The sequence below is a fragment of the Nitratireductor indicus C115 genome (assembly GCF_000300515.1).
Lineage (GTDB): Bacteria > Pseudomonadota > Alphaproteobacteria > Rhizobiales > Rhizobiaceae > Nitratireductor > Nitratireductor indicus.
In genome coordinates, this window is sequence record NZ_AMSI01000014.1 from 124,743 (window position 1) to 138,610 (window position 13,868).

14 protein-coding genes are annotated in these 13,868 nt (G+C 61.5%); 2 read left to right on the plus strand and 12 right to left on the minus strand.

Annotated features, from left to right (window positions below; translation table 11 throughout):
- Nucleotides 1-9 precede the first annotated feature (9 nt).
- The 7 genes from NA8A_RS18815 to NA8A_RS18845 form a co-directional block, all read right to left on the minus strand.
- Nucleotides 10-1,098: an ABC transporter ATP-binding protein gene (locus NA8A_RS18815; protein WP_009451963.1), complete on the minus strand. Its 1,089-nt coding sequence runs from the start codon at nt 1,096-1,098 to the stop codon at nt 10-12.
- A gap of 74 nt (nt 1,099-1,172) precedes the next feature.
- Nucleotides 1,173-2,387 carry an ABC transporter substrate-binding protein gene (locus tag NA8A_RS18820; protein ID WP_009451964.1) on the minus strand — a complete coding sequence of 405 codons (1,215 nt, stop codon included), beginning with the start codon at nt 2,385-2,387 and terminating at the stop codon, nt 1,173-1,175.
- Nucleotides 2,388-2,435: 48 nt separating this feature from the next.
- Nucleotides 2,436-3,209 (minus strand): SDR family NAD(P)-dependent oxidoreductase, encoded by a 774-nt coding sequence (locus NA8A_RS18825; protein WP_009451965.1) that lies wholly within the window; start codon nt 3,207-3,209, stop codon nt 2,436-2,438.
- Nucleotides 3,210-3,229: 20 nt separating this feature from the next.
- A complete protein-coding gene (locus tag NA8A_RS18830; protein ID WP_009451966.1) occupies nt 3,230-3,976 on the minus strand; it encodes an SDR family NAD(P)-dependent oxidoreductase in 747 nt (248 codons plus the stop codon).
- Nucleotides 3,973-4,818 (minus strand): ABC transporter permease, encoded by an 846-nt coding sequence (locus tag NA8A_RS18835; protein ID WP_009451967.1) that lies wholly within the window; start codon nt 4,816-4,818, stop codon nt 3,973-3,975. Before NA8A_RS18835 ends, NA8A_RS18830 begins: the two co-directional genes overlap by 4 nt.
- A 2-nt stretch (nt 4,819-4,820) precedes the next feature.
- Nucleotides 4,821-5,753: an ABC transporter permease gene (locus tag NA8A_RS18840; protein WP_009451968.1), complete on the minus strand. Its 933-nt coding sequence runs from the start codon at nt 5,751-5,753 to the stop codon at nt 4,821-4,823.
- Nucleotides 5,753-6,841 (minus strand): ABC transporter ATP-binding protein, encoded by a 1,089-nt coding sequence (locus tag NA8A_RS18845; RefSeq protein ID WP_009451969.1) that lies wholly within the window; start codon nt 6,839-6,841, stop codon nt 5,753-5,755. Before NA8A_RS18845 ends, NA8A_RS18840 begins: the two co-directional genes overlap by 1 nt.
- 465 nt (nt 6,842-7,306) lie before the next feature.
- On the opposite strand from NA8A_RS18845, the gene NA8A_RS18850 reads away from it, so the two are divergent.
- Nucleotides 7,307-8,320, plus strand: coding sequence for a GntR family transcriptional regulator (locus tag NA8A_RS18850; RefSeq protein ID WP_009451970.1), 1,014 nt, complete (start codon nt 7,307-7,309; stop codon nt 8,318-8,320).
- A gap of 97 nt (nt 8,321-8,417) precedes the next feature.
- Here NA8A_RS18850 and NA8A_RS18855 read toward each other — a convergent pair whose 3' ends face one another.
- From NA8A_RS18855 to NA8A_RS18875, 5 genes are read right to left on the minus strand one after another with little or no spacing between them, the layout of a single operon-like run.
- A complete protein-coding gene (locus NA8A_RS18855) occupies nt 8,418-9,392 on the minus strand; it encodes a 5-oxoprolinase subunit C family protein (RefSeq protein ID WP_009451971.1) in 975 nt (324 codons plus the stop codon).
- A complete protein-coding gene (locus NA8A_RS18860; protein WP_009451972.1) occupies nt 9,382-10,257 on the minus strand; it encodes a 5-oxoprolinase subunit B family protein in 876 nt (291 codons plus the stop codon). The genes NA8A_RS18855 and NA8A_RS18860 overlap by 11 nt, the downstream gene beginning before the upstream one ends.
- Nucleotides 10,257-11,654, minus strand: a complete 1,398-nt coding sequence (locus NA8A_RS18865; protein ID WP_009451973.1) for an acetyl-CoA carboxylase biotin carboxylase subunit — start codon at nt 11,652-11,654, stop codon at nt 10,257-10,259. Before NA8A_RS18865 ends, NA8A_RS18860 begins: the two co-directional genes overlap by 1 nt.
- A 4-nt stretch (nt 11,655-11,658) precedes the next feature.
- Complete coding sequence (locus NA8A_RS18870) at nt 11,659-11,901, minus strand: acetyl-CoA carboxylase (RefSeq protein ID WP_040673105.1); 243 nt, start codon at nt 11,899-11,901, stop codon at nt 11,659-11,661.
- Between the two features lie 28 nt (nt 11,902-11,929).
- Nucleotides 11,930-12,709, minus strand: a complete 780-nt coding sequence (locus NA8A_RS18875) for a 5-oxoprolinase subunit PxpA (protein ID WP_009451975.1) — start codon at nt 12,707-12,709, stop codon at nt 11,930-11,932.
- 158 nt (nt 12,710-12,867) lie between these two features.
- Between NA8A_RS18875 and NA8A_RS18880 the strand changes: the two genes are divergently transcribed.
- On the plus strand, nt 12,868-13,827 hold the full coding sequence (locus NA8A_RS18880; protein ID WP_009451976.1) for a LysR family transcriptional regulator: 960 nt from the start codon (nt 12,868-12,870) through the stop codon (nt 13,825-13,827).
- Nucleotides 13,828-13,868: the final 41 nt, after the last annotated feature.

Consider the following 13,868-nt stretch of genomic DNA (forward strand, 5'->3'; position numbering starts at 1 on the left):
CTTCGGTTTTCAGCCCCGGGCGACCAGCGTGACGCGGTCGGAGGGACAATCGACGATGACGGCGTCGCCTATGGCGAGCCGCATGAGAGCCTCATTGTCGGTGCCGGTCTGCACGTCGACGCTCTGCCGGCCATCGAGATCGACCTTGAAATGGCCGACACTACCGACGGCATGCTTCATGGAGACCGTGCCGCGCAGCCTGTTTTCACCATCTGCAGCAGAAGAATTAGCCGGCTGTATTCGCATCGCCTCGGCCGGGATCGCCACCAGTGCGGCAGCGCCGGGTGCAAGCGATTGCGAACGGCGGCCATGCATGCGCCCGAAAGCGGTGTCGACAAAGGCTGCATCTCCATCGAACGACAGGTTCGATCCTTCGATGATGGCATTGGAGCCGATGAAGCGGGCGACGAATTCGGTGGCGGGCGAGGCGTAGACCTCATGCGGCGTGCCGATCTGCTCAACGCGTCCCCTGTTCATGACGACAATGCGGTCCGACAGGCCGAGGGCTTCGGATTGCGCATGCGTGACGAAGACAAATGTGATGCCGAGTTCGCGCTGCAATAGCTTCAATTCGTTCTGGATGACGCGGCGCAGATTGGCGTCCAGTGCGCCCAGCGGCTCGTCGAGCAGCAGGATGTCCGGCTCGACCACGAGGCCGCGGGCAAGCGCGATGCGCTGGCGCTGGCCACCCGAGAGCCTGTCGGCCTTGCGGTCAGCGAATTCACTCAGGCCGAACATCTCCATGATGCGGTCGACCTTGGCCTTCTTCTCGCCCGAAGAGAGCCCTTTCACATCCAGCCCGAAACCGATGTTCTGGCGCACCGTCATATGCGGGAAGAGCGCGTAGTTCTGGAAGATCATCGAGGTGGGGCGCTTTTCCGGCGGTACAGCCGAAACATTCTTTCCCTTGATGAGGATGTCGCCATTCGAAATATCCTCAAAGCCGGCGATCATGCGCAGCGTCGTGGACTTGCCGCAGCCCGAGGGGCCAAGAAAGGCGACGAATTCGCCCGGCTTCACCGCCAGGTCGAAATCCGACACGGCAACGGTGCCGTCCGGATAGGTCTTGCCGACGCCTATGAGTTCAAGATCGTTCATGCCTCAGTCCGATGCTCTTGCCGGAGGGAGCCGCGCCGGAACAGCCAGGGGCGTTCCGACGCGGCGGGTTCACGTCAGGCGTTCAGGAATTCGTCCCAGCGCTGGATCAGGTGGTCGTATTCGTCCGGCCACTGGTGCCAGTAAGCCACATTGGCCGCACGTTCCTCCAACGACCCGCCATCGCGCAGATCGCCTTCCTTGATGCCGCGTTCGGGCGCACCGACCCAGGGCTTGCCCTCGTACCAGAAGGCATATTTGTCCGGGTCCATCACGTTCTTGATGTTGGTGCTCGGCGAATAATAACCCTGCTCCGTAACCGCGATGGCCGGCGGGCCGGAGAGCCAGAAATTGGCGTAGGCGATCACCGCCTCGCGGTTCTGCGAACCGGCAATGAGCGAGGGACCGATCGTCCAGCCGCGCGTGCCTTCCTTGGGCGTTGCATATTTGGCGGGGCGGCCCTGCGCCTTCACCGCCATGACCGCGGGCTGCCAGGCATCGGAGACAACCATTTCCCCCGAGGCCATCAGGTTGACCAGTTCTCCGAAATCGCCCCACAGGGCACGGAACTGACCCGCTTTCTTCTTGGAAATCAGGAAGGCGGTCGCCTCGTCGATCTCCTCAACCGTCGGGTTGCCAGGGTTCTTGGCTTCAAGTTCGCCAAGCGTGTTCATGGCGATGATGGCCTGGCCGATAGCGATCAGCGGATCGACGTTGAGACCCGAGCGGCCGCGCCATTTGTCGTCGAAGAGCGCCGTCCAGCTGTTGGCTTCCTCTTCGCTGACCACGTCCGGATTGTAGCCGATGGAATCATAGTTGTAGACCGCCGGCACCATGTAGAGCTTGGTCTGCTCGTCATCGGCCCAGATCTGGCCGACGATCTGTGCCCGGCGTTCCCACTTGTCGCTTTCCTTGGTGAAGGTATCGCGGATGGAATTCCAGTTCGGGATTTCAGCCGTGGGGATCGGTTCCACATTGTTCGTGGCGATGATGGCCGGCAAACGCTCGGCGATCACTTCCCAGCAGTCATAGTCGCCGGCGCCCGAGAGGATGCGCGTCTGGCTGTCGGGGAAGGTGGAGGCGGTTCCGGAAACGGACCCAACCCCGCTCTCGGATTTGAACATGTCGAGAATGCGGTCCTGCACAGTAACCGACAGGCCGATCGTGCGGAGCTGCTGGTCGGCCAGCGATTGCGCAAAAGCGGCCTGCGAGCGCAGGAACGGTGAAAGGCCGCCCATCGCCAGAGCCGCAGCGCCGGCGCCTCCCTTCAACATTGTGCGTCTGTTCAGCATCGGGTGTCTTTTCATCTTTCAGTTCCCATTTTTGTTTGCCCAGTATTTTCAGTAACGGCCCACCAGCAGGCCGCCATCCACCGTCAGCACCTGCCCCGTGAGGTAGCGTGCCGCAGGCGAAGCCAGGAAATGGATGACGTCGGCGATGTCTTCCGGTTCGCCCAACCGGCCCATGGGGATGAAGGCAGACGCCTTTTCGGCGCCTTCAGGCCCAAGGGAATGCTTTTCGGAAAGAAGCTGCGCGGTACGGATATAGCCCGGCGCAACGCCGTTGACGCGGATGCCCTGCGCGGCGAGTTCCACCGCGAGACCGCGCACAAGCCCCACCACGCCGGATTTGGCGGCGGAGTAATGCACGTGTTCATCCCAGCCATAGGCGACGCCCATGATGGAGGAGAGGCAGACAATCGCCCCCGCGCCCGCCTTGCGCATGGCGGGCACAGCCGGGCGAATGACACGCAGCATGCCCTTAAGATCGATATCGAAGGTCTGGTCCCACTTCTCGTCGCTCAATTCGCCAAGCGGCACGCGATGGGCAATGCCGGCATTCGCCACGATCACATCGATATGGCCATGTGCCTCGTTGAGGCGTGTGACCAGCGCATCGGCAGCTTGCGTCGAGCAGACATCGAGCAGAGCGAACTCCGCCGACCAGCCGTCGCCGACGATCTTGTCGGCAAGCGCCCTGCCTTCTTTTTCAAGGACATCCGTCACCACCACATGGTCGCCCGCACGGGCAAAAGCCTCGCAGGTGGCGCGACCGATGCCGATGCCGCCTCCGGTGACGAGGACGACGCGCTTTCTGGGTTTCGTTGCGGCCATGGTGTGGTGTTCTCCAATCTTCAAAGCATCACGTCGCCGGAATTCGGACCCAGCGTCTGACCGACGAACAGGGCACCGTCCGGCGAGGCGAGAAACGCCACGGCGCCCGCGACTTCCGCCGGTTCGCCAAAACGCCCGAGCGGCAGTTCGGCGGCCTTGGCCTTTTTCCAGTCGGATGAAAGCGCTTCGACCAGCGGCGTGTTGATGGGGCCGGGTGCTATGGCATTGACGCGTACGCCCTGCGCGCTCACCTCGCGGGCGAGCGACTTCGTCATGGCGATGATCGCGCCCTTGGCGCCCGCATAGTGAACGAGCTCCACCCCGCCGACCTGCCCGAGCTGCGAGGCGACATTGACGATAACGCCCTCCCCGCGATCGAGCATGGAGGGCAGGACCGCACGCATCATCAGGAAACTGCCACGCACATGGACAGCGAACATGCGCTCGAATTCGGCGAGCGAAATATCCGTGAACGCCGCCTGATGGCCGTGGCCGGCATTATTGACGAGCAGATCGACAGGCCCGAAATGAGCCACGACAGCGCCGATCATCTCGCGGACGGCGTCCTCACTCGATACATCCGCGGCGAAGGGAGCCGCCTCTCCGCCCGCGGCGTTGATCGCATCAGCCGTGCGGGCACTTGCCTCGGCCGACAGATCGTTGACCGCGACGCGGTAGCCTTCCTGCGCCAGACGTTCGGCGATGGCCGCTCCGATGCCCGACCCTGCGCCGGTGACCAACGCGACCTTTTTCAGGGCGACGCTCATTCGGCCTCCTCCTGTCCCTTGAAGGACTGGGCAGAGCGAACCGCGCGCAGCATCAGGAGCGCGTAGATGAGCAGGAGCGTGAAGGAGAAGAGCGTCGTGAGAACGCCGAAAGCGAAGATATTTGGATAGATCTCGACCGAGAAGGTTCCGTAAATCGTCAACGGCAAGGTGAGGTCACGGCCGGAGGTGAAGAGGGTGCGCGAGAACTCGTCATAGGAAAGCGTGAAGGAGAACAGCATCGCCGACAGAACGCCCGGGAAGATCATCGGGAAGGTGACCCTCCGGAAGGTCTGCACCGGCGACACGCCAAGCGAGAGCGAGGCTTCCTCCACACTGCGGTCGAAGCGATTGAAGATCGCAAGCATCACCAGGAAGGCAAAGGGGAAGGTGTAGACGACATGCAGGACGAAGGCCGTGCCCCACCAGCTACGGTCGATGCCCAGCATGTTGGTGAGCAGCGCCATGCCGAGGCCGACAAGCACGCCCGGCACAATCATGCCCAGGATCACGAGGTAGAACACAATTCCGGACGCCTTGAAGCGCGCGCGGAAGCCCTGTGCGGTGATGACGCCAAGCACGGTGGAGACGACTGTCGTCATCAGCGCCAGCGTCAGCGAGCGCAGAAGGCTGTCTCCTATGGGCAGACGCGAGATGCGCCCAGGCGGCGTCATGCCAAGCAGATGCTGGTACCAATAGGTCGACCATTCGATGATCGGGAACTGCGGACCGCCTCCCGGTCCCTGAAAGGACAGGATTGCCAAGATGATCATCGGCCCGTAGAGGAAGAGAATGAAGGCGGCGCAATAGACGCCGAGCACGGGTTTGAGAGCGCGTGCTTCCATGGCTACATCTCCTTCCTGAGGTTGACGACCCGCAGCAGCGCAGTGATCACCACGGCAATGATGACGGTGAGAATGACGCCGGCGACCGAGGCGAAAGCCCATTTCAGTGAGCCCACCTGCGACACGATGATGTTGCCCAGCAGATTGACCTTGCGGCCGGACAGCGAAGCGGCAGTGGCGAACTCGCCCAGCACCATGACGGACACGAAGATTGCGCCGACAATCACGCCGGGCAGTGACAGCGGCAGGATGATCTTGAAAAAGATGCGCCCGAAACCGGCGCCCAGATCGCGCGCGGCCTCAATGATGCTCGGCTCGATGCGGCTCAGCATGAAGGTGATCGGACCGACCATGAAGACGCAGTAAATCTGCGTCATGCCGATGAGCACCGCGAATTCGGAGAAGAGCAGCGAGGTCAGCGGCGTATCTATGATGCCGAGCTTCATGAGGATCATATTGATCGCACCCTCGGTGCCCAGCATCGGACGCCAGGCGATGACGCGGATCAGGAACGAGGTCCAGAAGGGAATGACGCAGATGACGAGAAGCGCCGTCTGAAGCGTCTGGTTGCGCACCATCAGGCCGATGAACAGCGCCACCGGATACCCTATCAGAAGGGTCGACAGGAGCACGATCCCCCAGATGCGCACCGTGGTCCAGGTGGATGCCAGATAGGTGGAACTGGTCAGGAAGCGCACCCAGCTGTCAGTGGTGAGCTTGGGTTCGACGGTGAAGGTGGTCTGCGTCCAGAACGATACGTAGACGACCATGATCATGGGCAGAACCATGAACAGGGTCATCCAGAGAACGCCCGGGCTGATAAGCATCAGCGCCGTGCGGCGCTCCTGGCGGTCACGGCGTTCGGCTGGCGACACGCCGTTGTCCTCGCCCATGGCGGGAGCCGCGCTGCGTATCTGCTCGCCGGCAATTTCCATCATGCGGCCCTCTCGATGAATGGGATGACGTCTTGCGGATTGAAGGAGAGCTCGTAGAGCTCATCCTTCGTGAAAGCCTGCGGGGCAGGACCGCTCAGGTGAGCAACGACCTGAATCAGGGTGCCGTCCTCCAGCCGGAAGAAGGAAAGAACCGATGCACCCGTGAATTCGCTGGCGATAAAGCGCGCGCGGATTGCCGCCTCCCCTGCGGGATCAGCGGCAGTTGCACCGGCCGGGCGCACGGAAATGCGATCGAAACGCAGCGCCACTTCAATCGGCGCGCCATCGCTTGCGGCCTGCTTGCCAGGCAGCGCAAACCGCGCGCCCGCGCCTTCGAAGCCGCCTTTCACCACGCGACCGGAAAGCACGTTATAGGCGTTCAGGTGACGCGCCACGTCGGCGCTTTTCGGCAAGGCAAAGAGGGAGGATGCCGGCCCGACCTGGGCAATGGAACCTGCGGAAAGAACCGCCACGACGTCGCCCATGAGAAGCGCCTCGGTCTCGCTGCCTGTGACGTGCAGGAAAGTCACCTTCAGGCGCTCCCGGATCGCGCGCAGCTCATCGCACATGCGTTCGCGCAGATTGGCGTCGAGTGCACCAAGCGGCTCGTCGAGCAACACGAAGCGGGGCTCGGTGACGAGCGTACGCGCCAATGCCACACGCTGGCGCTGGCCACCCGAGATCGCCGTGACCTTGCGCGCCTCGAGACCTTCAAGCCCCACCAGCCGGATGGCGTCGGCGACCCGTGCCTTCAGCTCCGACGGATCGGTGACCGGCTCTTCCTCGCGGTAACGCAGGCCGAAAGCCACATTGTCGGCCACGCTCAAATGCGGAAACAGCGCGAAGTTCTGGAAAACGAAACCGATGCCGCGCCGGTGCGGCGCTACGCCATCGAGACGATGGCCGTCATAGATGACCTTTCCGCCATCCGGCTCCTCAAAGCCCGCGATCACGCGCAGCAAAGTGGTTTTGCCACTGCCGCTCGCGCCAAGCAGAGAAACATAGGAATCATCGGGGACGTTGACGCTCAGACGGTCGAGAGCGGTGACGTCTCCGTAGCGCTTGGTGACAGAACTCAGCGAAAGCACGCTTTCCTCCAGACTAAGGATGTGTCATCATCAAAAAATGATTGTGTATACAAACACATTTTTTCTCGGGCGCGCAAGCGGGCTCAAGAAATTTCTTTTCGGGCGGCTTTACCGCCCGACTGCACGTCTTTGTTTTCCGGGGTTTTCAGCCCACGCATGCACGCTGTACCGCGCTTCATGCGGGCACCCTCCAAGCCTTTTCGGCGTTTTCTCTATGTTCCCAACATCAAGACTAGGGAGGAAAAGGGGCGCCTGTCTTTGTGCGACAGTGCGCAAATTGTTGTCACCCAGCGCATTGCGATACAGCGCGCAACCCCGTGAAACGGCCCGCTTTCGTCTCGTCTCGTCCGGAAATGCGTCACGCGACTGCACAAAAAATGATCTTTGTATGCTTGAATTGTTCGCAGCCCGCTTTTTTACGATTGAAGCGCGCGACAAGACGCGCCACAACCGGGGCAGCCCCCAATGAGCCAGACCGACATGATCCCCGCCCCCGCCAACAGCCGAACACCGCTCTATCTTTCCGCGGCCGAAACCATACGCGCCAACATCAAGTCGGGCGCCCTGGAGCCCGGACTTGTGCTTCTGGAAGGCCCGATTGCGGAGGTTCTGAAAATTTCGCGCAGCTCGGTGAAGCGGGCCTTGGCGCTTCTGGAAGAGGAAGGCGCAGTCAGCCGCTTCGATGGCCGGGGCTATCTGGTCGGAACCTGCGATACGGATGCAGCACCGATACGCAAGGACATCAAGACACTCGATCTTTCGGTAGAAGAAGCTCACGACGAATCCCTCAACAGGCCAAACTGGAAACGCATTTACGATCAGGTGGAGAGTGACGTTTCCTCCTGTCTGGTCTTCGGGCAGTACCGGATCGTCGAAAACGACCTGGCGGCATATTTCGATGTCAGCCGCACGGTGATCCGCGACGTTCTCGGGCGCTTGCAAGAGCGCGGTCTCGTCACCAAAAGCTCGACTTCGCGATGGCTTGTCGGACCGCTGACGGCACAATCCATCAAGGACAAGTTCGAGCTTCGCATCATTCTGGAAGTCGCGGCGCTGCGCTCGGCGGCGCCCTTTATCGACAAGATCGCACTCGAAAAACTGTGCCGGCAGATGGAGGAAACCGAGCGCGCAGGTGGCCTCATCAAAGCCGACAAGTGGTTCAGGCTGGTCAACGCCTTTATCGATCTGGCCATTCTTTCCACTCCCAATCGCGATCTGCGTCGGCTGATCGCCAACAATCGCAAGACACTGCAGGCCTCGCAGAAAGCGCTCTTCAGTCTCGGACTTGCGGGCGATGCCCTGTCGATCCGCGAAATCCGGATGATCGGCGAACTGCTTATCGTCGGGGCGACGCAAAGCGCGGCCGAGCTTCTTGAGAATCACCTCTCCAAGTCGCGCGACCGCACGATCGCGCAATTGAAGATTGTCGCCGTCCTGCCCCAGCCGGGCCATCTGGCGCCCTATCTCATCGCTGTCTGAGGCGCGGTTCGCGACCCGCGCCAAGTCTGTCAGGCACTGCTGAGCCTGAGGCTCCTTCAGAAAGCCGATGCGCTCGCAGCCACCGGCCCCTTGCGGCCTATTGCAAGGCCTTTCTCAAACGGTCGAGCATTGCGGCACGTGCATGCCGAGCCTCGAGCGCCTGTTCCATCGTTACCCGGCGAAACCGGGCTGGCGTGTTGGGTTGCAACTGCCCTATGAGATCCATATCGGCCGAAATCACCGTGCCGATCATGAAATACCCCCCGCCGGACACCGCATCACGGTGCAGGATGATCGGCTCCGTCCCTCCAGGCACCTGCACCGAACCATAGGGATAGCAGCTATCGACAATGTTCGACGGGTCGGAGCCAGCGCCGAAGGGCTGTTCGCGCTCATTGAATTCAAGCGGCGTGCCGCCACGGAAGCGATAGCCCATACGATCGGCCTCGGGCGCCACCTTCCATTCCTCGTCGAAGAAACGGTCGAGCGAGGCCTTCGTGACGCGGTGATCGTAAAGGCCTGGGAGGATGCGAAGCTCGACCGGAACCGGATTTTCCCGGCGCAGATCATCGGGGACGCCGCGGCCGGAGATTGCGCGGCCTGAAGGACGACCGACCGGCAGCTCATCGTCCCTGGCAATGGCGCGTCCCTTGAACCCACCCAATGCGCCGATCGGATAGGTCGACCGACTGCCCAGCGCCACCGGCACGTCGATACCGCCTGCAACGGCGATATAGATGCGGGCGCCGGCGGTCAGGAAGTCGAAGCTCAGAACCTGCCCCGCCTTCACCGGCAGGGCTGTCCAGCCCGGCTGAATCTCACCGTCGATCTTGACGGGCATGTCGGCGCCGGTAACGGCAATCATCGCATCCTCTGCAAAGGCCAGCTGCGGCCCGACGAACACGGCCTCCAGCCCGGCAGCACTTTCTTCATTGCCGACGAGAAGATTGGCAGCGCGCATGGCATAGCGATCCATCGCCCCGGACACGGGAATGCCCAGATGGAAATAGCCTGGGCGGCCGAGATCCTGCACGCTGGTCAGCAGCCCCGGATTGAGAACCTTAATCGCCATTGATCATGCCCTCCAGCCGCGCATTGTATCCCTTGATATCCGCATTGAAGGCCCGCAGGTCGAACTCCACTTCACGGATTTTCGGCTTGAAGGCATTCTTCGCGACAGCTTCGACGGTGCGGTCATACTCGACCCTGTCGATGGGCCTGAACTTCACGATGTCGCCCGGCCGGAAGAAGACCATGAAGTCTTCCAGATAATTGGTCTTCTGGTCGGGATCGAAGATCGGCATGGGCGTGATGCCGAACATCTGATAGCCGCCTGCGCCCCGCACCGAGTAGATGCAGGAGAAGCAGCCGCCGTAGCCGACGGTGAGCTTTGGCGTATCCGTGCGTGGACGCAGATATTTGGGCACCTGAATCTGCCGCCCCCGCTCGACCATCTGATACATGAACGGCAGCCCGGCCACGAAGCCGACCATGGACACGAACCATGGCGAACCCGAATGGGCGGCAATGAAGGCCTCCACGCTGGAATAGCCATTGATGCGCGCCGCATATTCGAGATCGGTTCCCTGCGGATCCTGATGGCGCTCGCGGAACCGCATCAGCGTCTCATGGGTCCAGGGGTCCTGATAGAAGACGGGGATCTCGATGAGCCGCGTTTGCAGCACGGGATCGGCCTTGCCTGCCTCCGCCTCGATGGAGCGGACTTCTTCCAGAAGCGCCCCCGGAGCGACCACATCGGGATCGAACTTCACCTGAAATGAGGCATTGGCCGGACAGATTTCCGTCACCCCCTCAATAGCGCGCTCGGCGATGATGCGTGTCATCGAGAGGCTCTTGAAGAAGGCGTCGAGCGACATTTCCTCATCGACTTCGACGAACAGGTGCTCGTCACCGCCGAATGTGTAGCGCGGCTTCATCAGGCGTTCTCCGTTTGGCTGGCGGCGGGGCTGAGGGAGGTGCTCAGGGGAGCATCGGCAAGCCACCCTTCCAGATATTTCGTGTGGATCGCGCCGGCGGCCACATCCGGGTTCGCGGCTATCGCCAAATGCAGCGGAACCGTCGTCCTGATGCCGTCGATGGTGAGCGCCTTCAAGGCAACCTCCATACGGGCGATTGCGTCCTTGCGGTCGGCACCGTGCACGATCATCTTGCCTAGCAGGGAATCGTAGAATGGCGGCACCCAGTAGCCGTCATAGAGCATCGTATCGAAACGGACGCCTTCGCCTTCCGGCTCAACCAGGGCGGTGACCTGCCCCGGCGAGGGCATGAAATTCTGCGCCGGATCCTCCGCATTGATACGGCATTCGATGGCGTGGCCTGAAATACGCACCGCGTCCTGCGGGATCGACAGTTTTTCGCCGCCGGCAATGCGGATCATCTCGGCAACGAGATCGATGCCGGTGATCATCTCCGTCACGGGATGCTCGACCTGGATGCGGGTGTTCACCTCGATGAAATAGAAGGCCCCGGAATCCGCGTCATAAAGATATTCCACCGTGCCGGCGCCGCGATAGCCGACGGAACGGGCGAGCGCCACGGCACTCGCCGTGAGCGCTTCACGCACGGAAGGCGACAAGCCGAAGGCCGGTGCCTCCTCCCACACCTTCTGGCGGCGGCGCTGGAGCGAACATTCCCGCTCGAAACAGTGGATGACGTTCTCACCGTCGCCCAATATCTGCACCTCGATGTGGCGGGCGTTCTCGATCACCTTCTCGATGTAGAGACCGCCATCGCCAAAGGCTGCCTGCGCCTCGGACGCGGCCTGGGGGAACTGCTTTTCGAACTCATCGAAGTCACGTACGATGCGGATGCCCCTGCCGCCACCACCCGCCGCGGCCTTGATCATGACCGGAAAACCGATCTCCTCGACCAGGGTGCGCGCCTCTTCAATGCCGGCGATACGCCCTTCACTGCCGGGCACGGTCGGCACACCCGCCTCGCGCGCCACCTTGCGTGCGGCCACCTTGTCGCCCAGAAGGCGGATTGCCGAGGCGTCGGGGCCAACGAAAATCATGCCTGCCGAAACGACGGCATCGGCGAAATCCGCATTCTCGGCCAGAAACCCGTAACCGGGATGGACGGCATCAACGCCGGTCTCACGCGCCGCCTTCATGACGGCCTCGATATCGAGATAGGATTTGGCGGCCGGGGGAGGCCCGATCAGGACCGCCTCATCGGCCATGCGCACGGCCAGAGAGTCCGCATCAGCCGCACTGTGCGCCTGTACCGTGCGAATGCCGAGGAGGCGGGCCGCACGGATGATGCGCACCGCAATCTCACCCCGGTTGGCAATGAGGAGGGAAGCTATCGCCATGCCCCTAGACCTCGATTTCGGCAATGACCTGGCCGGCCATCACCGCATCGGCATCCTCAAGCAGAAAGCGGACGGACTTGCCGCCTTCCAGCGCGGAAACCTCGTGGAAGCTTTTCATGACCTCGATCAGGCCCACGACGTCGCCGGCTGCAACATCATCGCCATCGACCTTGAAAGGCGGGCTGTCCGGAGAGGGCTTGCGGTAGAAGACCCCGGGCATCGGCGCCCTGATTTCGACCCTGCTCATCGGCATTCCCCTTTCTTTTTTCCCGGCGCTATCGGCCGAGCAATTTCGACACCGGGACGACCCTGACACCGCTTTCCTTCAACCGGCGGCGCATCGCCTCGACAATTTCCTTCGAACCCAGCGTATCGGAATGGAAGCAGATGGATTCGAATTCGACATCGACCTCCTTGCCGGTAACGGTCGTCACTGTGCCATTCAGGCAGGCTTTGACCACCTTTTCTGCAACGGCTTCGGGGTCGAGCCTGCCAACACGGCGGGTGAAAACGATAGCGCCGTCATCGCCATAGTCGCGATCGGCATAGAATTCGCGGATCACCGGCTGGCCGGCGGCTTTTGCGATCTCATAGGTCGCCGAAACGCCCATGCAGAATATGGCGGTCTCGGGCTGGACGGCGCGCATGTAGCGCACGAAGGCATCGGAAAATTCCGCATTGCCGGCGAGTTCCATATAAAGCGCACCGTGCGGCTTCACATGCTGCAGATGCGCGCCATGACGCTTGGCGAACTCGCGGATCGCGCCGACCTGATACACGATGTCGTTGACCAGTTCGGCGGTGCTGCCGTCGATGCGGCGACGGCCGAACCCCTGCAAATCGCGATAGCCGGGATGTGCACCGACACCGACGCCATGCTCGGCGGCCATGCGCACAGTGCGGTCCATCAGGCTTGGGTCGCCAGCATGAAAGCCTGTCGCGATGTTTGCGGAACTGATGAGCTTGATCAGGGCCTCATCATCGGTCTCGCGCAATTGCCACGCACCGAAGCCTTCGCCCATATCGCAATTGATGTCGATTGCCTCAACGGCCATGCGACGCTCCCCGTTTTCGCCCGCGACCTTTTCGGTTCTTTGCGGCCTGATGTTCCACTTGCAGGCAGCCTAGGAAAACAATCGGGAGATTGGAAATTCTATTTTCAGATGCTGTAATATCAAAAAATCAGAAGGCCTCGGATACGAAGGGACCGGCCATGCCCATCAGCCTACGGCAAATCCGCTATTTTGTGGCAACTGCTGAACTCGGCCAGATATCGCAGGCTGCGGTGGAGCTTTCCATTTCGCAATCAGCCGTCACCACGGCGATCCGCGAGCTTGAGCGCACGGTGAATCTGCAACTTTTCGAACGTTCGAGCAGTGGCATGGGGCTTACGCCGGCCGGACGGGAATTCCTCTTCCATGCCTATGAAATCCTGCAGAAAGTGCATGAGGCAACGCATCTGACGATCCCTTCGGGCAATGTGGAAGGAAGGCTCGTGGTCGCCGCAACCTATACGGTGATCGGATATTTCCTGCCCGACCATCTGCAACGGCTGCAACGCGCTTTCCCCGGCCTCGACATTCAGTTGCATGAAGTGAACCGGGAGGCGATCGAGGAAGGTTTGCTCGACGAGCGATACGACATCGCGGTGCTCTTGACCTCGAATGTACGCGACCCGCAGATCGCCAGCGAGACCATGATGAGCTCGACACGGCGGCTGTGGGTTCCCTCACGCCATCCCTTTCTCAAGAAGGCCCGGGTCGGCCTCGCCGATGTGGCCCGCGAGCCCTACATCATGCTCACCGTCGATGAGGCGGCCAACACGTCGCTGAGCTATTGGAGCACATCCCACTACAGCCCGAACGTGAAGCTACGGACCTCTTCCGTCGAAGCCGTGCGTTCCATGGTTGCAAGCGGGCAAGGCGTCGCCATCCTGTCCGACATGGTCTATCGCCCCTGGTCGCTGGAAGGACAGCGACTGGAAACCATCGTCCTGCAGGAGCCGGTTCCAGCCATGAATGTGGGGCTGGCATGGGCTCGCCATGCCCGCTTCAACAAAGCCATGGAGGCATTCCGCGCCTATTTCCGGCAGGCTTTCCACATTCCGCAAATGCGCACCGACACCTCACCTTCCGCTCCCCCGCATCTGGCAAAGACGGATGGAGCGGGATAGGCCGCACTATTTCCCCTTCCTAGAGCGGTTCATCGTTTCAT